Source organism: Pseudomonas sp. IT-P2, assembly GCF_949767575.1.
GTDB lineage: Bacteria > Pseudomonadota > Gammaproteobacteria > Pseudomonadales > Pseudomonadaceae > Aquipseudomonas > Aquipseudomonas pharyngis.
Genome location: NZ_CATKQA010000011.1, coordinates 1,084,260 through 1,104,404 on the forward strand (window position 1 = coordinate 1,084,260; position 20,145 = coordinate 1,104,404).

The 20,145-nt window shown below is 62.0% G+C and carries 21 protein-coding genes; 15 read left to right on the forward strand and 6 right to left on the reverse strand.

Annotated elements, in window-relative coordinates:
- Position 1: 1 nt before the first annotated feature.
- Positions 2-565: an NUDIX hydrolase gene (locus tag ACM6JM_RS11475; RefSeq protein ID WP_074688593.1), complete on the forward strand. Its 564-nt coding sequence runs from the start codon at positions 2-4 to the stop codon at positions 563-565.
- Positions 566-722: 157 nt separating this feature from the next.
- Here ACM6JM_RS11475 and ACM6JM_RS11480 read toward each other — a convergent pair whose 3' ends face one another.
- Positions 723-1,016 (reverse strand): DUF1330 domain-containing protein, encoded by a 294-nt coding sequence (locus tag ACM6JM_RS11480; protein WP_039766882.1) that lies wholly within the window; start codon positions 1,014-1,016, stop codon positions 723-725.
- A gap of 65 nt (positions 1,017-1,081) precedes the next feature.
- On the opposite strand from ACM6JM_RS11480, the gene ribBA reads away from it, so the two are divergent.
- From ribBA to ACM6JM_RS11505, 5 genes are all read left to right on the forward strand, one after another.
- Positions 1,082-2,191: a bifunctional 3,4-dihydroxy-2-butanone-4-phosphate synthase/GTP cyclohydrolase II gene (gene ribBA / locus ACM6JM_RS11485; RefSeq protein WP_414881896.1), complete on the forward strand. Its 1,110-nt coding sequence runs from the start codon at positions 1,082-1,084 to the stop codon at positions 2,189-2,191.
- Positions 2,192-2,467: 276 nt separating this feature from the next.
- Complete coding sequence (locus ACM6JM_RS11490) at positions 2,468-3,493, forward strand: ABC transporter substrate-binding protein (protein WP_414881897.1); 1,026 nt, start codon at positions 2,468-2,470, stop codon at positions 3,491-3,493.
- The gene (locus ACM6JM_RS11495; RefSeq protein ID WP_039766889.1) at positions 3,490-4,434 is read left to right on the forward strand and encodes an ABC transporter permease; all 945 of its coding nucleotides are present in this window, start codon (positions 3,490-3,492) and stop codon (positions 4,432-4,434) included. The genes ACM6JM_RS11490 and ACM6JM_RS11495 overlap by 4 nt, the downstream gene beginning before the upstream one ends.
- Positions 4,435-4,440: 6 nt before the next feature.
- Entirely contained in the window at positions 4,441-5,250 is an 810-nt protein-coding gene (locus ACM6JM_RS11500; protein ID WP_007957396.1) for an ABC transporter permease, read from the forward strand.
- Positions 5,251-5,267: 17 nt separating this feature from the next.
- Positions 5,268-6,422, forward strand: a complete 1,155-nt coding sequence (locus tag ACM6JM_RS11505; protein WP_103386950.1) for an ABC transporter ATP-binding protein — start codon at positions 5,268-5,270, stop codon at positions 6,420-6,422.
- Positions 6,423-6,669: 247 nt separating this feature from the next.
- On the opposite strand, the gene map is transcribed toward ACM6JM_RS11505, so the two are convergent.
- The gene (gene map, locus ACM6JM_RS11510; RefSeq protein ID WP_414881898.1) at positions 6,670-7,461 is read right to left on the reverse strand and encodes a type I methionyl aminopeptidase; all 792 of its coding nucleotides are present in this window, start codon (positions 7,459-7,461) and stop codon (positions 6,670-6,672) included.
- Entirely contained in the window at positions 7,458-7,718 is a 261-nt protein-coding gene (locus ACM6JM_RS11515; RefSeq protein WP_039766896.1) for a ParD-like family protein, read from the reverse strand. Before ACM6JM_RS11515 ends, map begins: the two co-directional genes overlap by 4 nt.
- Before the next feature lie 397 nt (positions 7,719-8,115).
- Here ACM6JM_RS11515 and ACM6JM_RS11520 point away from each other — a divergent pair, with 397 nt between their 5' ends.
- The 5 genes from ACM6JM_RS11520 (at position 8,116) to yecR (ending at position 12,740) form a co-directional block, all read left to right on the forward strand.
- Positions 8,116-9,492, forward strand: a complete 1,377-nt coding sequence (locus tag ACM6JM_RS11520; RefSeq protein ID WP_039766899.1) for a pyridoxal-phosphate dependent enzyme — start codon at positions 8,116-8,118, stop codon at positions 9,490-9,492.
- Positions 9,489-10,667, forward strand: a complete 1,179-nt coding sequence (locus ACM6JM_RS11525; RefSeq protein ID WP_414881899.1) for a trans-sulfuration enzyme family protein — start codon at positions 9,489-9,491, stop codon at positions 10,665-10,667. The genes ACM6JM_RS11520 and ACM6JM_RS11525 overlap by 4 nt, the downstream gene beginning before the upstream one ends.
- Positions 10,668-11,377: 710 nt before the next feature.
- Positions 11,378-11,839 (forward strand): hypothetical protein, encoded by a 462-nt coding sequence (locus ACM6JM_RS11530; RefSeq protein WP_414881900.1) that lies wholly within the window; start codon positions 11,378-11,380, stop codon positions 11,837-11,839.
- Positions 11,840-12,057: 218 nt separating this feature from the next.
- Positions 12,058-12,372, forward strand: coding sequence for a hypothetical protein (locus ACM6JM_RS11535; RefSeq protein ID WP_039766904.1), 315 nt, complete (start codon positions 12,058-12,060; stop codon positions 12,370-12,372).
- Positions 12,373-12,431: 59 nt separating this feature from the next.
- Positions 12,432-12,740: a YecR family lipoprotein gene (yecR, locus tag ACM6JM_RS11540; RefSeq protein ID WP_007950440.1), complete on the forward strand. Its 309-nt coding sequence runs from the start codon at positions 12,432-12,434 to the stop codon at positions 12,738-12,740.
- On the opposite strand, the gene ACM6JM_RS11545 is transcribed toward yecR, so the two are convergent.
- The gene (locus ACM6JM_RS11545) at positions 12,712-14,349 is read right to left on the reverse strand and encodes a hybrid sensor histidine kinase/response regulator (RefSeq protein WP_414881901.1); all 1,638 of its coding nucleotides are present in this window, start codon (positions 14,347-14,349) and stop codon (positions 12,712-12,714) included. The genes yecR and ACM6JM_RS11545 overlap by 29 nt on opposite strands.
- Positions 14,350-14,462: 113 nt before the next feature.
- Between ACM6JM_RS11545 and ACM6JM_RS11550 the strand changes: the two genes are divergently transcribed.
- Entirely contained in the window at positions 14,463-15,068 is a 606-nt protein-coding gene (locus tag ACM6JM_RS11550; protein WP_414881902.1) for a LuxR C-terminal-related transcriptional regulator, read from the forward strand.
- A 12-nt stretch (positions 15,069-15,080) separates the two neighbouring features.
- On the opposite strand, the gene ACM6JM_RS11555 is transcribed toward ACM6JM_RS11550, so the two are convergent.
- Entirely contained in the window at positions 15,081-15,356 is a 276-nt protein-coding gene (locus ACM6JM_RS11555) for a DUF2798 domain-containing protein (protein ID WP_039766910.1), read from the reverse strand.
- 130 nt (positions 15,357-15,486) lie between these two features.
- Here ACM6JM_RS11555 and ACM6JM_RS11560 point away from each other — a divergent pair, with 130 nt between their 5' ends.
- A complete protein-coding gene (locus ACM6JM_RS11560; RefSeq protein ID WP_414881903.1) occupies positions 15,487-16,410 on the forward strand; it encodes a LysR substrate-binding domain-containing protein in 924 nt (307 codons plus the stop codon).
- Between the two features lie 3 nt (positions 16,411-16,413).
- On the opposite strand, the gene ACM6JM_RS11565 is transcribed toward ACM6JM_RS11560, so the two are convergent.
- A complete protein-coding gene (locus ACM6JM_RS11565) occupies positions 16,414-17,412 on the reverse strand; it encodes a bile acid:sodium symporter family protein (protein ID WP_039766914.1) in 999 nt (332 codons plus the stop codon).
- An 85-nt stretch (positions 17,413-17,497) separates the two neighbouring features.
- Here ACM6JM_RS11565 and ACM6JM_RS11570 point away from each other — a divergent pair, with 85 nt between their 5' ends.
- Together ACM6JM_RS11570 and ACM6JM_RS11575 are read left to right on the forward strand one after the other, a co-directional pair.
- Complete coding sequence (locus tag ACM6JM_RS11570; RefSeq protein WP_074688626.1) at positions 17,498-18,286, forward strand: AraC family transcriptional regulator; 789 nt, start codon at positions 17,498-17,500, stop codon at positions 18,284-18,286.
- Positions 18,287-18,424: 138 nt separating this feature from the next.
- Positions 18,425-20,137 (forward strand): amidase, encoded by a 1,713-nt coding sequence (locus ACM6JM_RS11575; RefSeq protein WP_085667598.1) that lies wholly within the window; start codon positions 18,425-18,427, stop codon positions 20,135-20,137.
- Positions 20,138-20,145 lie beyond the last annotated feature (8 nt).

The window sequence follows — 20,145 nt, forward strand, 5'->3', positions numbered from 1 at the left end:
CATGTTCAGCCCGAGCTTTTGCCCGAAATGCGGTGGCGCCGACCTCGGTCAGCAGGTGCCGCCGGGCGATACGCACGAGCGCCTGATGTGCCGCGGCTGCGGCTACATCCACTATGTGAACCCGAAAATCATCGCCGGCTGCATCATCGAGCAGGACGGCAAATACCTCTTGTGCCAACGGGCGATTCCCCCGCGCCCGGGCACCTGGACCCTGCCCGCCGGTTTCATGGAAAGCGGCGAAACCACTGAACAGGCCGCCCTGCGCGAAGTCCGGGAAGAAAGCGGCGTACGCGCGGAAATCGTCTCGCCCTATTCGATCTTCAGCGTGCCGAAAATCAGCGAGGTCTACATCATCTTCCGCGCCCTCGCACTGGAAATCACTGGCGAGTACGGCCCGGAAACCCTCGCCTGCAAATTCTTCGCCCCGGAAGACATCCCGTGGGAGCAGATCTACTACCCGGCGATCCGGCAGATCCTCGAACGCTACATCGAGGAACGCCAGGCCGGGGTGTATGGCATGTACATGGGCAACGACGACAGCGGCAAGATTCATTTCATGCGTTGATCGTGCTGCCCGCGCCGTCTGATCGTTCCCACGTCGAGGCGTCGAACCGTCCGCGTGGGAATGCCTCAACGGACGCTCCGCGTTCGGCTGTGGAAGGGACGCGGAGCGTCCCGGGCTGCATTCCCACGCAGAGCGTGGGAACGATCAAAGCAAGCCGTTACGGCGCCATCCCTTCAACGATGACGATCTCCGCCCTCGCCCACTCCTCGCGATAGCTTTTCGCTTCCTGATACGCCGCCGAGCGGTAGCACGCCACGGCCTGCTCATAACTGTCGAACTCGATCACCACACTGCGCTGCGGCGTCGTCCGTCCTTCCATCGCTTCGCTGCGCCCGCCTCTGGCTAAAAACTTCGCGCCGAATTCGGCGAACGCTTTCGGCGCGCGCTGGGTGTATTGGCTGTAGTGATCGGGATCGGTGATGTCCACGTGAGCAATCCAGTACGCCTTCATAGTGACCTCTTGGCTGATTTTGTATTATGGTATACCACAAATTTCATTCATACCGAGAGTCCAGCATGGCCTTCAACAGCATCGAAGAAATCATCGAAGATTATCGCCTCGGCAAAATGGTGTTGCTGGTCGATGACGAAGATCGGGAAAACGAAGGCGACCTGCTGCTGGCCGCCGACCGTTGCACGCCCGAGGCGATCAGTTTCATGGCCCGCGAGGCCCGGGGGCTGATCTGTCTGACGCTGACTGACGATCATTGCCAGCGCCTGGGGCTGGAGCAAATGGTGCCGAGCAATGGCAGCGTGTTCAGCACCGCGTTCACGGTTTCCATCGAAGCGGCGGTCGGCGTTACCACCGGGATTTCCGCGGCCGACCGCGCGTGTACGGTGGCCGCTGCGGTGGCGCCGAACGCACGCGCAGAAGACCTGGTGCAGCCGGGCCATATCTTTCCGTTGCGCGCCAAGGAAGGTGGCGTGCTGACCCGTGCCGGTCACACCGAGGCTGGTTGCGATCTGGCGCGGCTGGCGGGGTTCACGCCGGCCTCGGTGATCGTCGAGGTGATGAACGACGACGGCACCATGGCCCGTCGTCCGGATCTGGAAATCTTCGCGCGCAAGCACGGGTTCAAGATCGGCACCATCGCCGACCTGATCCACTATCGCCTGAGCACTGAACACACCATCGAGCGCATCGGCGAGCGGGAACTGCCGACGGTGCATGGCACCTTCCGTTTGATTACTTTCGAAGATCGCATCGAGGGCGGCGTGCACATGGCGATGGTCATGGGCGAGCTGCGCCGTGAGGAACCGACGCTGGTGCGCGTGCATGTGATCGATCCGCTGCGCGATCTGGTGGGTGCCGAGTACAGCGGGCCGACGAACTGGACGTTGTGGGCAGCACTGCAACGGGTCGCGGCCGAGGGGCATGGCGTGGTCGTGGTGCTGGCCAATCATGAGTCTTCCCAGGCGCTGCTGGAGCGCATTCCGCAACTGACTCAGCCGCCACGGCAGTTCAGTCGCTCGCAATCGCGGATCTATTCAGAGGTCGGCACCGGGGCGCAGATTCTGCAGAACCTGGGCGTCGGCAAGCTGCGCCACTTGGGCCCGCCGCTGAAATATGCCGGGTTGACTGGCTACGATCTTGAGGTGGTCGAGAGCATTCCGTTCACCGAGTAAAGCAGCCCTCACCCCAGCCCTCTCCCGGAGGGAGAGGGAGCCGACCGAGTTGTTTTACCGCTATACATCGACCTGAAACTCCGAGTCGAACTTGAGTTTTGAACAGCAAGAAGACCTTCGCCAGATAGCCGGTACGGCAAAGTGCTTGCACAAAGTTTGGAATACCATAATATGATATTCCATAGACCGGACGATCAAAGAACCGTCCAGCTACTGCTCCCGACAGGCGGGCAACAACGCAAGCCCGCTCAAAAACACAACAATGAGGGCGTAAAAATGGTGTTGAACAAAGCTGCAACCGCGATCTTTTTCGCGGGACTGCTGAGCGTGACCGGTCAGGCCGCGATGGCCGCCGAGAGTGTGAACTTTGTCAGCTGGGGCGGTAGCACCCAGGATGCGCAGAAACAGGCCTGGGCCGATCCGTTCAGCAAGGCCAGCGGCATCACCGTCGTGCAGGACGGCCCGACCGACTACGGCAAACTCAAGGCCATGGTCGAAAGCGGCAACGTGCAATGGGACGTGGTCGATGTCGAAGCTGACTTCGCCCTGCGCGCCGCTGCCGAAGGCCTGCTCGAACCCCTCGATTTCAAACAGATCCAGCGCGACAAGATCGACCCGCGTTTCGTCAGCGACTACGGCGTCGGCTCGTTCTTCTTCTCCTTCGTCCTCGGCTACAACGAGGGCAAACTCGGCGCCAACAAGCCGCAGGACTGGAGCGCGCTGTTCGACACCAAGACCTTCCCCGGCAAACGCGCCCTGTACAAATGGCCGAGCCCCGGCGTACTTGAACTGGCCCTGCTCGCCGACGGCGTAGCCGCCGACAAGCTCTACCCGCTGGACCTGGATCGCGCCTTCAAGAAACTCGACACCATCAAGAAAGACATCGTCTGGTGGGGCGGCGGCGCGCAGTCGCAGCAACTGCTGGCTTCCGGTGAAGCGAGCATGGGCCAGTTCTGGAACGGCCGGATCCACGCCCTGCAAGAAGACGGCGCACCGGTCGGCGTGAGCTGGAAACAGAACCTGGTCATGGCCGACATTCTGGTGGTGCCAAAGGGCGCGAAAAACAAGGACGCGGCGATGAAGTTCCTGGCCAGCGCCAGCAGTGCCAAAGGTCAGGCCGACTTCTCCAACCTGACCGCCTACGCCCCGGTCAACGTCGACAGTGTGCAGCGTCTGGATTCGACGCTGGCCCCGAACCTGCCGACTGCCTACGCTAAGGATCAGATCACTCTTGATTTCGCGTACTGGGCCAAGAACGGTCCGGCCATCGCGACACGGTGGAACGAATGGCTGGTCAAATGAAAATGGCGGCCACCGCGTCCCGTCCCTCCACTGCCACCGGGAGCGCCGCGAGCGCTGCCGGCCTGGCATCCGGCAAGGCGAGTGCAATGGCGCAAGCCCCGTCCCTCAAGCAACGCTGGCGCGGCGCCGGCAATCTCGCGCCGGCGCTGTTGTTCCTCGGTCTGTTCTTTCTCGCCCCGCTGATTGGTTTGTTGCTGCGCGGCGTGCTCGAACCGGTGCCGGGCCTTGGCAACTATGAACAACTGTTCGCCAACTCGGCGTATGCACGGGTGCTGTTCAACACCTTTTCGGTGGCGGGATTGGTGACGGTGTTCAGCCTGCTGCTGGGCTTTCCGCTGGCCTGGGCGATCACTCTGGTGCCGCGCGGCTGGGGCCGCTGGATTCTCAACATCGTGCTGTTGTCGATGTGGACCAGCCTCCTCGCCCGCACCTATTCCTGGCTGGTGCTGTTGCAGGCTTCGGGCGTCATCAATAAAGCCCTGATGGCCATGGGCATCATCGATCAGCCGCTGGAAATGGTGCACAACCTGACCGGCGTGGTGATCGGCATGAGCTACATCATGATCCCGTTCATCGTGCTGCCGTTGCAGGCGACCATGCAGGCCATCGACCCGATGATCCTGCAGGCCGGTTCGATCTGTGGCGCGAGTCCCTGGACCAACTTCTTCCGGGTGTTCCTGCCGCTGTGCCGGCCGGGTCTGGCGTCCGGTGGGTTGATGGTGTTCGTGATGTCGCTCGGTTACTACGTCACTCCGGCGCTGCTGGGCGGGGCGCAGAACATGATGCTGCCGGAATTCATCATTCAGCAGGTGCAGTCGTTCCTCAACTGGGGCCTGGCCAGCGCCGGCGCCGCGTTGCTGATCGTCATCACGCTGGTGCTGTTCTACGTCTACCTGAAGCTGCAACCGGAATCCCCGGTTGGCGCCAGTAACGCGAGGTAAGCCGAGATGCTCCTGACGCCCAATGCCATGAGTCGCCGGATGCGCTTCGGCCTGTATTTCACCACCGGGCTGATCGGCCTGTTCCTGCTGTTGCCGATCGTATTCATCGTCCTGCTGTCGTTCGGTTCGTCCCAGTGGCTGGTGTTCCCGCCGCCGGGCTGGACGCTGAAATGGTACGTGCAGTTCTTCTCCAACGCTGACTGGATGAGCGCGGCACTGGCCAGCCTCAAGGTCGCGGTGCTGACCACGATCTGCGCCGTCGCCCTCGGTTTGCCGACGGCCTTTGCGCTGGTGCGCGGGCGCTTTCCCGGCCGGGAAATGCTCTATGGCCTGTTCACCCTGCCGATGATCGTGCCGCTGGTGATCATCGCCGTGGCGGTGTACGCGCTGTTCCTCAAGCTCGGCTACACCGGGACGATGTTCGCCTTCGTCGTCAGCCACGTGATCGTCGCGCTGCCGTTCACCATCATCTCGATCATCAACTCGCTGAAGCTGTTCGATCAGTCGATTGAAGACGCGGCGGTTATCTGCGGTGCGTCACGCCTGCAAGCGGTGTTCAAGGTGACCTTTCCGGCGATCCGTCCGGGGATGGTGGCCGGCGCCCTCTTCGCCTTTCTGGTTTCGTGGGACGAAGTGGTGCTCAGCGTGATGATGGCCAGCCCGACCCTGCAAACCCTTCCCGTGAAAATGTGGACCACCCTGCGCCAGGACCTGACGCCCGTGATCGCCGTCGCCTCGACGCTGCTGATCGGCCTGTCGGTATTGGTCATGGTGATCGCCGCCGCGCTGCGCCGGCGCAACGAAATCAGCGCCTGAGCGCCCAGGAGTACGACATGAGTGCCGTGATCAAAGACGCATCCCAGCAGAACGACAAACCCCTGGTCAGCCTGCGCAACCTGAACAAGCACTACGGCGATTTCGCGGCCGTGGACAACATCTCGCTGGACATCAAGGACGGCGAATTCCTGACCTTTCTCGGCTCCAGCGGCTCGGGCAAAAGCACCACGCTGTCGATGCTCGCCGGCTTCGAAACCCCGAGCAGCGGCGAGATCCTGGTCAATGGCCAGTCGCTGGTGAATGTGCCGCCGCACAAGCGCGACATCGGCATGGTGTTCCAGCGCTATTCGCTGTTCCCGCATCTGTCGGTGCGCGACAACATTGCGTTCCCGCTGGCGATCCGCAAACTCGCCGCCGCTGAACGTGACAAGCGCGTCGATGCGATGCTGAAACTGGTGCAGCTCGAACAATTCGCCCATCGCCGCCCTTCGCAACTGTCCGGCGGCCAGCAGCAACGGGTCGCCATCGCTCGCGCTCTGGTTTACGAGCCACGCATTCTGCTGATGGACGAACCGCTCGGTGCGCTGGACAAGAAACTGCGCGAAGACCTTCAGGACGAATTGCGCCAACTGCACCGCCGCCTCGGCATCACCATCGTCTACGTGACCCACGACCAGGAAGAAGCCATGCGCCTGTCCCAGCGCATCGCGATTTTCAGTCACGGCAAGATTGTCGGGCTCGGCAGCGGTTATGACCTTTATCAGAATCCGCCGAATGCATTTGTGGCGTCGTTTCTGGGTAACTCGAACTTTCTCAAGCTCAAGGCGCAGGGCAATGCGGCGGCGAGTTTTGAGGGGCAGTCGCTGTCGATTCGCCTGACTGCCGGATTGCAGACCGGGCAGGATGTTTTGCTGATGGTGCGTCCGGAAAAGGCTTTGGCGTTGAGTGTGCAGCAGGCGATCGATGAACCGCTGGCGGCGGGTTGGAACGAGGTTTCGGCGAAGGTGGTCGAGGTGTTGTTTCTGGGTGAGAGTCAGACGTGCAGTGTGGTGACGTCAGGCGGGACTTCGATGACGGTGAAGGCGTTGTCGGCGGCGGGGATGCCGCTGAAGGCTGGGGATCCGGTTCGGGTGCGTTGGGCGACGGCGGATGCTTGCGTCTATACCGAGTGGGCTGAGAGCGATTTGAACAAAGCGGCGGGGGCTCATTAACACCGAGTCGCCTGCCCGCCCTCACCCCAGCCCTCTCCCGGAGGGAGAGGGAGCCGACCGAGGTGTCTTGCGCTGTACATCGACCTGAAAAACCGAGTCGATTGTGGATTTGGCACAGCATTCTGGTCGGCGGCGATTATGGATTCACTGCGGAGCTTTCAGGTCGGCGTACTTCTCGAATATTCCCCAATCGGCTCCCTCTCCCCCCGGGAGAGGGCTGGGGTGAGGGCCAGCGGCCGACTCGGTCTCACTTGATAGCCGCAAACCCCTCAATCTGATCAGGCCAAGCCGTCAACACTTCAAACCCGTCCTCCGTCACCGCCACCATATGCTCCCACTGCGCCGACAATGACTGATCCTTGGTCACCACCGTCCAGCCATCCGCCAGACTTTTCACATGCCGCTTGCCAGCATTGAGCATCGGCTCGATGGTGAAGATCATCCCCGCCTTCAGCTTCATGCCCTGCTCCGGATAACCGTAATGCAGCACCTGCGGTTCATCGTGATAAACCTTGCCAATCCCGTGCCCGCAATACTCGCGCACCACACTGAACCCTTCTTTCTCCGCCAGCGTCTGGATCGCATGACCGATGTCACCCAACGTAGCGCCCGGACGCACCACGCGGATGCCGGCGCACATGGCGTCGTAAGTGGTCTTGATCAGATGCCGCGCCTCGGGCGTCGGCTCGCCGACCACGTACATGCGGCTGGTGTCGCCGAACCAGCCGTCCTTGATCACCGCGATATCGAGGTTGACGATGTCGCCGTCCTTCAGCACGCGCTTCGAAGGAATTCCATGGCAGACCACTTCGTTGACTGACGCGCAGACGGTTTTCGGGAAGCCGTGGTAACCGACGTTGGCCGGAATGGCTTTCTGCACATTGACGATGTAGTCGTTGCACAACTGGTCGAGTTGATCGGTGGTGACGCCAGCCTTGACGTGCGGCACCAGCATCGCCAGCACCTCGGCGGCCAGTCTGCCGGCCTCGCGGGATTGAGCGATTTCGGCCTGGGTGTTGATCTTGATCGGGTTTCTCATGCCTTTACCGCCTCTTTGACCGAGGCGTTCTGCGCGGCATCCGCCAGTGCGCAAACCTGCTGCAGATCCAGACCGCCCGACTGCTCGGCGCGAATCAGCAACCGGCAAATGGCGTGGTGATCAAGATCGGGATACAGCTCGGCGAGCATGCCGATGCGCATCCAGTGTTCGGCCTGCGCGTTGATCGAGCGGCTGAGTGCGTTGCTGGAAATGCGCAGATTCTCGTGCATGTCCTCTGAAATCTTTACGATGCCCATGGCAATATCCGATACGAAGTGTATATGGATCGTATATTAATCGTGTGTCGCTCGGGATTGCAAACGCTGCATACCCGGTAAGTCGCTGAGAAAAAATCTGCCCGGCACCGAAGACTGGTTCTGACGAGCAATCAATCAGCATTTTTCGCTGCAAGATTTTTACTACCGGATCAAGCGCTTCGTGACGCTGAAGACGCCCTTTCAATACTCGATGACGCCTGCGTATAAACCCCTGCAAATCACTTCCTGCCCCTCGCTGATTTCGTTCTATCGTTAGATCGAAATGGCAGTATTTCCGGCTGTTTAAAGGTTGCGACAGCTCAGGTCTGAGCCTATGTTGCACGCGAGCTTTTTCCCCGCGAATGGAACGCGATCAACACCACAAAGAGGTGAAGAGATGTCAAAGGATTCACGCCCTGCCGTACTTGGGCTGATCGGCAATACGCCGCTGGTACAAGTCACCCGCTTCGATACCGGTCCCTGCACCCTGTTTCTCAAACTCGAATCACAGAACCCCGGCGGCTCGATCAAGGACCGCATCGGTCTGGCCATGATCGACGCCGCTGAGCGCGACGGTCGCCTGCAACCCGGTGGCACAATCGTCGAGGCCACCGCCGGCAACACCGGTCTGGGCCTGGCCCTGGTCGGCCGCGCCAAGGGCTACCGCGTCGTGCTGGTGGTGCCGGACAAAATGTCCACCGAGAAAGTCCTGCACCTCAAGGCCATGGGCGCCGAAGTGCACATCACCCGCTCCGATGTCGGCAAGGGTCATCCCGAGTATTACCAGGATGTCGCCGCGCGTCTGGCCAAGGACATTCCCGGCGCGTTCTTCGCCGACCAGTTCAACAACCCCGCCAACCCGCTGGCCCACGAGTGCAGCACCGGGCCGGAAATCTGGGCCCAGACCGAGCATGACCTGGACGCGATCGTGGTTGGCGTTGGCTCGGCCGGCACGCTGACCGGCCTGACCCGCTTCTTCAAGCGCGTACAACCGGATCTGGAAATGGTCCTGGCTGACCCGGTCGGTTCGGTGATGGCTGAATACAGCCGCAGCAAGCATCTCGGCACCGCAGGTTCGTGGGCGGTGGAAGGCATCGGTGAGGACTTCATTCCGTCGATCACCGACCTGTCGAGCGTGCGCAGCGCCTACTCGATCAGCGACGAGGAAAGCTTCGATCACGCGCGCCAGCTGCTGAAAGCCGAAGGCATTCTCGGTGGTTCGTCCACCGGCACCCTGCTCGCTGCCGCGCTGCGCTACTGCCGCGAACAGACCGAGCCGAAGCGCGTGGTCAGCTTCGTCTGCGACACTGGCACCCGATACCTGTCGAAGGTCTACAACGACCAGTGGATGACCGATCAGGGCCTGTTGCAGCGCAAACGCTACGGCGACCTGCGCGACCTGATTGCCCGACGCTTCGAGGACGGCAAAGTTGTCAGCGTCGGCCCGGACGATACGCTGATGACCGCGTTCCAGCGCATGCGCCTGGCCGATGTTTCGCAACTGCCGGTGCTGGTGGATGGCAAGCAACTGGTCGGCGTGATCGACGAGTCGGACATTCTGGTGCGCGTACACGAAGACGCCTCGCTCTTCAGCAAACCCGTCGCCAGCGCGATGACCGACAAGTTGCAAACCCTCGCCCCCGGCGCGACGCTGGCTGAACTGGAAGCCGTACTCAGCAGCGGCCTGGTGGCCATCATCGCCGACGCCTCAGGCTTCCACGGCTTGATCACCCGCGTCGACATGCTCAATCAATTACGGAGATCCCTGGCATGAGCCAGCATGACAAGAACGCCCGTCAACAAGGCTTCGCCACCCGCGTGATCCACGCCGGGCAAACGCCGGACCCGACCACCGGCGCGCTGATGCCGCCGATCTACGCCAACTCCACGTACCTGCAAGACAGCCCCGGCGTGCACAAGGGTTTCGACTACGGTCGCTCGCACAACCCGACGCGTTTTGCCCTGGAGCGCTGCGTGGCGGATCTGGAGGGCGGCACCCAGGCGTTCGCCTTCGCGTCCGGGCTGGCGACGATTTCCACCGTGCTCGAACTGCTCGACGCCGGCTCGCACATCGTGTCCGGCAATGACCTGTACGGCGGCACTTTCCGTCTCTTCGACAAGGTGCGTCAGCGCAGTGCCGGGCATCGTTTCAGCTTCGTCGATCTGGCGGATCTGTCGGCGTTCGAAGCGTCGTTGCAGGACGACACGCGCATGGTGATCGTGGAGAGCCCGACCAACCCGCTGCTGGGTCTGTCCGACCTCGCCGCCATCGCCCGTATCTGCAAGGCGCGCGGGATCCTCTGCGTGGCCGACAACACCTTCGCCAGCCCGTGGATCCAGCGTCCGCTGGAACTGGGTTTCGACATCGTGCTGCACTCGACCACCAAATACCTGAACGGTCACTCTGACGTGATCGGCGGGATCGCGGTAGTCGGTGACAATCCCGCACTGGCCGAGCGCCTCGGCTTTCTGCAGAACGCCGTCGGCGCCATCTCCGGCCCGTTCGACGCGTTCCTCACCCTGCGCGGCGTGAAGACTTTGGCGCTGCGTATGGAGCGTCATTGCAGCAACGCGCTGGAACTGGCGCGCTGGCTCGAACAGCAGCCGCAGGTCAAACGCGTCTACTACCCGGGTCTGGAATCCCACCCGCAGCACGAACTGGCCAAGCGTCAGATGCGTGGTTTCGGCGGGATGATTTCCCTGGATCTGAACAGTGATCTGGCGGGCGCCCGGCGCTTCCTGGAGAACGTGCAGATCTTCGCCCTGGCCGAAAGCCTTGGCGGTGTGGAAAGTCTGATCGAGCACCCGGCGATCATGACTCACGCGACCATCCCGGTCGAAACCCGTGCCAAGCTCGGCATCGGTGACAGCCTGGTGCGTCTGTCGGTGGGCGTCGAGGACATCGAAGACCTGCGCGCGGATCTGGCGCAAGCGCTGGCCAGTATCTAACGCCCGAAAACGTCAAAGCCCGCACGAGGCGGGCTTTGGTGTTCGAGTAGGCGGCCAGTGCTGGTCTCTGGCTTACAAGGTTTATCAGGCTTCTCACAGTACCGGACCAAATTGAAAGGGGTACGGTCTCGGCTGCTTCACACGGCATAAGGGCTGGATCTCAGCGCGGAGATCTTTCTAACCGTGTACCCTTCGGAACGCGCCCCACGTCCCCTTGCTATCCGCTTGCGCATCAGTCTGCGTCTTCGCCTACATTCTTGAGCCTAGCAAACACGCTGCATTGCGCTACGCGGTTTTTAGACTGATTGTTTTCAAGCGCCGGCCTGCAAGGAAGCTAACCGACTATCGCCTTCACGACCCTTCAGCCTGCCTCCCGCCAAGGGCGAACTATACTTTTCAGTTCGCTGTCCAGATTTCCTGTAACCGTCGACACCCGTGCACCCTCCGGTGCCCCCGTGCCATTCACCAATCTGGTTGACCCCGGGCCAACGAGCCTTCCGTCGATGAACAAATGACGGGTAATGCTCGGCTGCTGTGTGGCTGATGGGGCGTGGAGAACATCATGAAGCACACGCTTTGGCCGGGCTTCGTCCTGGCAGTTGCGGCAACAGTGGCAATGCCCAATGTCTGGGCTGCGCAGGCGCAGGCATTGGCGTCGGATGGGGCGGATCATGTGGGGGCGGGGGCCGTAGCCTCTGACGGCGCAGATCATGTCGGCGCTGGGGCCGTCGCCTCTGACGGCGCGGATCATGTCGGCGCCGGGACCGTCGCCTCTGACGGTGCAGATCATGTCGGCGCAGGCGCCGTTGCTTCTGACGGCGCGGATCATGTCGGCGCTCGGGCCGTCGCCTCTGACGGCGCAGATCATGTCGGCGCTGGGGCTGTCGCCTCTGACGGTGCAGATCATGTCGGCGCCGGGGCTGTCGCCTCTGACGGCGCGGATCATGTCGGCGCCGGGGCCGTCGCCTCTGACGGCGCAGATCATGTCGGCGCTCGGGCCGTCGCCTCTGACGGCGCAGATCATGTCGGCGCTGGGGCCGTCGCCTCTGACGGTGCAGACCACGTCGGCGCAGGCGCCCTCGCCGCCGATGGCGCAGACAAGGTCGGTGCCAGTCGACTCGCCTATTCCCGCGCAGGCGTCGGTTCGGACCAGGTGGCTTCCGCCCTCATGAGCGGCAGCTATTCCGACCAGTTCAACAGCCCTCAATAACCGCTATCGGCGCAATCAGCCCACCGCTGGTTGCGCCGCACTAGCACATTTGTGCTAATCGACCACCCCGTTCCCTGGCGTTATATTCCCTCGCAACCCCCGACGCTCCCCAACATTGCCGCTGTGCAGTGCGCGGGATCGTTGTGCCTGGAAAAACAACAACACCAAGGAAGAAACACCATGAAACTTCAGCTCAGCCTCGCCAAGATTACAGTTCTCGGTGCCCTGCTCCTCGGCGCCAGCGGTTGCCAGACCGCCAAACCCACCGAAGACAGCATGCGCGAACGTGCCCAGACCGTCATCGGCCAACCGGTGACCAAGATCGGCAACATCCGCAACGACAGCACGCTGACCTATTACACCGCCTACACCGCCGCCGGCGAATACAACTGCGAGTTGCCCAGCGGCGCAATCATCGCGGTGGCGAGCATGGGCATCATGACGCCTCCGCTGTCCTGTCTGCCCAAGGGCGCGTCGCCGATTCCGTACCAGTAATCCGGCGCAGGAAAACCGTTCAACGCCTCTTCTCATCCGGTAAAGGATTCCGTTCTACCATGAAAACACTCATCGCCACCCTCAGCCTCGCGGCCGTCGTTCTCACCGGCTGCGCCACCCCCAAGCAATGGGAAGCCACCGGCGGCAGCAAGACCGACGGCGTTGTCCAGGTCTCCTATGAACTGGGGCAGTTCGAAAGCGGGCAAACCTCCGCCGCTCAAGGGTTGGCCACGGCTGAAGGCCGTTGCAAGGTCTGGGGCTACAAGAGCGCCGAAGTATCGGGCTCGGAGAAAAACATCTGCCGCACCATGGGTCAGTACAACTGCCTGCAAACCACCATCACGCAGGACTATCTGTGTAAGCGCTGACCGCTTCGGTCTGCCGGTCGCGCAGCGCACGCAGGGTCGCGCGCAGCTCGGCCGGGCGTACCGGCTTGGACAGAATGGCGATCTGCCGATCATGCAGGGCCGCCTGGATTTTTTCGATGTCATGCCCGGTGATGATCATGGCCGGGACCGCATAACCGCGCTGACGGCGAACCTCGTCTATGCATTCGATGCCGGTACTGTGGGATCCGAGATCATAGTCGGCAACGATGATGTCGCAGTCCGTGACCAGGCCCTGCCCGCTCAGCTCGGCCTGCACCACGCAACCCCAACGCTCGAGTAACGCCGAAGTCGCCAGCAGAACGTTGCGATCATCCTCCACCAGACACACCTTCAACCCCGTCAGCAACCCGACCTGTCGGGCCTCCTCCCGATTGACCGGCACCTGCGGCGGTGCGAGTGGCAGCCCATACAAGGTCACGGCCGTGCCATGCCCCAGCCGTGAGCGGATCGCAACGTCGACACCGATCAACTGCCCCAGACGCCGGACAATCGACAGCCCCAGCCCCACACCTTCAACGTCCTTGTCGCGCAACTGGCGCACCCGATAAAACTCCTCGAACACCTTGGGCAAATGCTCTTCAGCGATGCCGTTGCCGCGGTCGTAGATCGCGATGGCCAACCCCGCGCCGCGCTTGCGCACACCGATCAACACCGGTCGGTGCGCACCGTATTTGAAGCAATTGGAGAGCACGTTCTGGACCATGGTCGCGAGCAGCGCCGGATCGGTGCGCACCCAGTGTTCGCAAGGCCGCAAGCGCAGTTCAACACCCGCCCAGCGTGCGGCTTCAGCGTTCTGCCGGATCAGATCCGTCAGCCATTCGCCCAGCTCAAGCGTTTGCAACCGGGGCAGAATCCGCCCGTTGTCGAGGGTGTAGAGATCGAGAATCGAACGAAACAACTGCGACACGTTGAGCAGCGAGCGGTCGATGCTGTCCACCAGCCGCCGCTCCTCTTCGCCCAGTCGCGACTCGCGCAGGCATGCGGTAAACAGGCCGATGGAGTGGATCGGCTGGCGCAGATCATGACTGGCCTGAGCCAGGAACCGTGATTTTTCAAGGTTGGCGGCGACCGCCTCTTCGGACGCCTTGCGCGTGCGCTCCAGCAGCAGGTGCGCATACACCGGAATCACCGTGCTGGTGATCATCAGCATCAACACCATGAACGGTTGCGCCTGCCAGTACGGCGTCAACCGATAGACCGCCAGCAGCGCCAGCAACGCCAACACCGTGGCGATCGCCAGGTAGCGCGAGCCGTAGCGCATGCCGTTGCCGAGATTGACCCAGACCATGACGGCGTAGATGGGCAGCGCCGCCTCGCCGCCGACCACCAGCCCGAAACTGGTGCCGGTGTAATCGTGGAGCATGCCGAAAATCCGCCGCGCCGGATAATGCCCCGGCCAGCGCACGATGGCCTGGCGCAGCACCACGGAGGCCAGCAGAAAAAGGGAAATGTAGGTGACCACCGGCAGATAGGTGTCGAAGCGCTGGCCCGGCAGGAAACCGAGCACGGCCATGTAAACCAGCGCAATGCTGGCGATGATGATGCGCAGATTGGCCTGGTCGAGCTCGGTGTTCTTTTCGAACTTCATGGGGGAACGTCCTTGTGCAGCAGTCGTCATAAACGCACGAATCAACAGGCAATGCCTTCGCCCGATGCTAAGGTGCATGCCATGAGCAATGCAGACCCAGGGAGGGTTGCGCCATGGCATGCCGAATCATCATAGCCGACGATCACCCGTTGTTTCGCGAAGCGCTGCTGCGCACCGTCCAGCGTCTGCTGCCCGAAGCCCTGATCGAAGAAGCCGGCGACCTGGACACCGTGCTCGCCCTGCTGCCGGCGGGCGATGAGCCTGACACCTTGATCCTCGACCTGCGCTTCCCCGGCCTGACCTGTGTGACCCAGCTCGCGGAACTGCGCCGGCGTTTGCCGCGAACCACACTGATCGTGGTGTCGATGGTCGATGACGAGGCGCTGATCGGCGAAGTCATGGCGGCCGGCATCGATGGTTTTATCGGCAAGAACATCGCCCCCGACGAGATCGGTCAGGCGATCCGGGCGATTCGTGAAGGTGAGGTGCTGGTGAAATTCGCCCCGTCCGGCCTGCTGCCGCTGGACACCGGCACCACCCTCACCCCGCGTCAGCAAGAGGTGCTGCGGCTGATCGCCCAGGGCAAGACCAACAAGGAAATCGCCCGCGAACTGGATATTTCGCCGTTCACGGTGCGGATTCATGTTTCGTCGTTGTTGCGGGTGCTCAACGTGCCGTCGCGGGCAGCGGCGGCGGTGAAATACTCCGGAGCCTTGTAGCCGGCCTCCAGGTCAGCCGTGCGGGTGGACGGTCAGTGCGACCAGTTTCACCACAATCGGCCGGACCACGAGAATGCACAGAAATGCCACGGGCATCGCCAGTTTGTAGGCGTGCAGCGCATTGCTAAGGTAATCGGCATCAATTCCGAAATTGGAGGCGGTGATCACCAGCGACATCAGAAACGCCATGATGGTCGCCATATACAACGCAAATACGTACGGCATGGCACGGGCCGACAGCTTGCGCGGGCTGAATACTGTGGTTCTTGGGGATAGTCTCTGATTCATGTCAGTCCTTGTTGACCGAAGTGGATAGGCGCCGAGCACCCTAACAAGTCTGCCAACCCGTAACTAGACTGATTGCCGTGAGCACTTTATAAACAAAATCTTATTAATTCGTCCTCGCCGGGATCCACGCATGAACCTCTTGGGTGCAATCGATTGTTTTATCAAAGTCGTTGAGGCGGGATCGATTGTCGGCGCCGCCAAAACCCTCGGGGTGAGTGCCGCCGCCGTCAGTCAGACCCTTGGTCGCCTTGAGACTCACCTCGACACACGCCTGCTGCAACGCACCACCCGCAGCATGGCGCTGACGGAGAGCGGTTCGGTGTATTTCGAGAAAGTAAAACGTATCGCGCTCGATCTGGAGTCCGCGCAGAGCGCCATCAGCCACGCGCAGACGCAACTCCAGGGACACTTGAGTATCGCCTCCACCGCCGGGTTCGGGCGCCATGTACTGGCCCCGGTCATTGCCGGTTTTGCCGAACGCTACCCGCAGTTGACGCTTGAACTCTCGACGACCGACCGCAAAATCAATCACCTCCACGAAGGTATCGACCTGAGTCTGCGCATTGAGCCGCAACTGGAAGACGGCATCATCGCGCGCAAGGTTGCGACGGTGCCGTTCGTGATTTGCGCCAGCCCTGACTACCTGCAAAAGGCCGGTCGTCCTTCTACTCCGGCGGATCTTCAACAGCACGCCTGTCTGGCGTTCCGCTATCCGCTGGACGGACGGTTACTGCGCTGGTGGTTCGTTGAGCAGGGTCAGCGCTTTGAGGCTGCGATCAATGCGACCGCCATCAGCGACGATATCGATGCCCTGGCGCAAATGGCTGCTCATGGCGCCGGGGTCACCCGACTGGCGGAATTCGTTGCCGCGCCCTATCTGGAGAGTGGTCAACTGGTCTCTTTATTCGAACCGGGCGGCGGCTCGACCTTTGCCAGCGCCGCGCCGCTCGAGATCTATGCCTGTGTACAGGAACGGGCGGCCATGACTTCCAAGGTCAAGGCCTTCACCGAATTTTTGCAGGAGTTCCTGCATACCCGCTGGCCCGCTCGATGAGGATCAAGGATCAACCTGCGCCATCAGTTCAGGCACCGATTCCTGCCGCTTCGCATAGCGCTGCGCCAGCACCGCGCAGACCATCAGTTGAATCTGATGGAACAGCATCAGCGGCAGAATCAGCACGCCAATCGCGCTGCCGGCGAACAACACCTGCGCCATCGGCACGCCAGTGGCCAGGCTCTTTTTCGAACCGCAGAACAGAATGGTGATGCGGTCTTCCAGACTGAAACCGAACAGCTTGCCCAGCACTGTGGACGCCAGCAGCACCAGCGCCAACAGAATGCAGCACACCACCACTAGCCCCAGCAGGTCGATCACCGGAATCTGGTGCCAGATGCCCTCGTTCACTGCCTCGCTGAACGCGCCGTAGACCACCAGCAGAATCGAGCCCTGATCGACGAATTTCAGCCAGTTCTTGTTGCGACCGACCCAGGCGCCGATCCAGCGACGGGCAACCTGGCCGGCAATGAACGGCAGCAGCAATTGCACGCTGATTTTCACGATTGCGTCGAGGGTCGAGCCGCCGTCGCCGTGGACGTTGAGCAGCAGCGTCACCAACAGCGGCGTGAGGAAAATACCGAACAGACTGGACGCCGCCGCACTGCAGATCGCCGCCGGAATGTTGCCCCGCGCCAGAGAGGTGAAGGCAATCGCCGACTGCACCGTGGCCGGCAGCGCACACAGATACAGCATGCCCATGTACAGCTGATCACCGATCAGCGGCGACAACAGCGGCTTGAGCGCAAGACCCAGTAGTGGGAACAGGACAAAGGTCAGACCGAACACCAGCAAATGCAGGCGCCAGTGGCCGGCGCCGGCGATGATCGATTCCCGCGACAGCTTGGCGCCGTGAAGGAAAAACAGCAGCGCAATGGCGATGTTGGTCAGCCAGCCGAAACCGGTCGCGACCTGACCGCTGGCGGGCAGGAAGCTGGCCAGCAGCACCACGCCGATCAGGGTCAAGGTGAAGTTGTCGGGCAAAAATCGTGGGCGCGTCATGGTTTGCTCATCCGGGGGGTTGCCAGTACGTGGAAGCGACTCTAACGTGACTGGAAATTACCGACTAACGCCGAAGAACCCACAGATGCCGCCAAAAGGACACGAAAAGAGCGTCAGACGCAGCATTCCCGGGCTGCCCAGCCTGCCGCGTCCGCTCTATGGGCGCACCGAATCGCTGCCCAATCGCGCGTTGACTCGCCGTCACAGTCATCCGTGGGTGCAGTTGTCCTACGCAATCCAGGGCGTGCTCGAGGTACAGACTGCCGTCGGTCGTTTCGTTGCGCCGCCGGAGCGGGCGGTGTGGATTCCGGCGGGCGTACCGCATCGGGTTTTCAGTTCGCCGCACACGGAAATGCGCAGCCTGTACATCGATTGCAGCGTCGCCAGCTGGGCACCGGAGCGTTGTCATGTGCTCGGGGTCAGTGATCTTTTGCGTGAGCTGATTCGGGCCTTCAGTCAGATTCCTGTCGAATATGACCAGAGCGGCCCGCACGGGCGTCTGGCCCAGGTGATCCTCGATCAACTGGCCGATGCGCCGCCCATCGATCTGATGCTGCCACTGCCGCAGGACAGTCGCTTGCGCCAGATCTATCAGAGTCTGGAGCAACATCCGGAACAGCAGACCACCCTGGCGCACTGGAGCGAAAAGTTCGGCGTTACCGAGAAAACTCTGACTCGGCTGTTCCTGCGCGATACCGGTTTGACCTTCCGCACCTGGCGCCAGCGCCTGCGCCTGCTGGGTGCGCTGACACCGCTGGAACGCGGCGAACGCGTCACCGACGTGGCTTTGGCCTGTGGTTATGACTCGACATCGGCGTTTATCGCGGCGTTTCGCCAACAGTTCGGCGAGACGCCGGGAGAGTTTTTCCGATGAAATTAACCGATATTTATCGACTTTATACATGCCATTGGGCAAATTTCAGGGTAGAGTTTCGCCCATCAAGAACCTTTGACATCTTTCTACGATAACAATGATCAACCACCCTTTAGCGAACCTGTCGGCGGTAACAGCATGATCGAAGTCACTGAAGTTTCCATTGCCCAATTGCGCGCGGCGCTCGAGTCCGGCCAGACCACGGCGGTTGAATTGGTGCAGGCCTATCTGGCGCGCATCGACGCCTATGATGGCCCTGAAACCGCCACTGCGCTGAACGCGGTGATCGTGCGTAACCCCGACGCACTGAAAGAAGCGCAAGCCTCGGACGCCCGTCGTGCCAAGGGCGAAACCCTCGGTCCGCTGGACGGCATCCCGTACACCGCCAAGGACAGCTATCTGGTCAAAGGCCTGACCGCCGCGTCCGGCAGCCCGGCCTTCGCCGATCTGGTGGCACAGCGCGATGCGTTCACCATCGAGCGCCTGCGTGCGGGCGGTGCGATCTGCCTGGGCAAGACCAACATGCCGCCGATGGCCAATGGCGGGATGCAGCGCGGGGTCTATGGCCGCGCCGAAAGCCCGTACAACGCTGATTACCTGACCGCGCCGTTTGCTTCGGGATCATCGAACGGTGCCGGCACTGCCACCGCTGCCAGCTTCTCGGCATTCGGTCTGGCGGAAGAAACCTGGTCGAGCGGTCGTGGCCCTGCCTCGAACAACGGGCTGTGCGCCTACACGCCTTCGCGCGGGGTGATTTCGGTACGCGGCAACTGGCCGCTGACGCCGACCATGGACGTGGTGGTGCCGTACGCCCGCACCATGGCCGACCTGCTGGAAGTCCTCGACGTAGTCGTCGCCGAAGACACCGACACCCGTGGCGACCTGTGGCGCCTGCAACCCTGGGTGCCGATCCCGAGCGTCGCCTCGGTGCGCCCGGCTTCCTATCTCGATCTGGCAGTGAACAGCGATGCACTGGCCGGCAAACGCCTGGGCGTGCCGCGCATGTACATCAACGCCGACCCTGATGCCGGCACCAGCGACGAGCCGGGCATCGGCGGCCCGACCGGGCAACGCATCAACACCCGCGCTTCGGTGATCGATTTGTGGAAACAGGCCCGTCAGGCCCTCGAAGCCGCCGGTGCCGAAGTGATCGAAGTGGATTTCCCGCTGGTCTCCAACTGCGAAGGCGATCGTCCGGGCGCGCCGACCGTGTTCAATCGCGGCATCGTCTCCAAAGAGTTCATGCACCACGAACTGTGGGACCTGTCGGCCTGGGCGTTCGATGATTTCCTGCGCGCCAACGGCGACCCGAAACTCAATCGACTGGCAGACGTCGACGGGCCGAAAATCTTCCCCCACGACCCTGGCACCCTGCCCAACCGTGAAGGCGACCTCGCTGCCGGCATGGACGAATACGTGCGCATGGCCCAGCGCGGTATCACGCCGTGGGATCAGATTCCGACGCTGCCGGACGGCCTGCGCGGCCTGGAGAAGACCCGCAAGCTCGACCTCGAAGACTGGATGGATCGCCTCGGCCTCGACGCCGTGCTGTTCCCCACCAACGCCGACGTGGGCCCGGCCGACGCCGACGTCAACCCAGCCTCGGCGGACATCGCCTGGAGCAACGGTATCTGGGTCGCCAACGGCAACCTCGCGATCCGCCACCTCGGCGTGCCGACCGTCACCGTGCCGATGGGCGTGATGGCCGACATCGGCATGCCGGTGGGGCTGACGTTTGCCGGTCGCGCCTATGACGATTCAACACTGTTGCGCCTGGCGGCGGCGTTCGAAGCGACCGGTTCCAGGCGTCTGGTGCCACCACGTACACCACCACTGGCGACAGGCAAGTAAATGCAAAA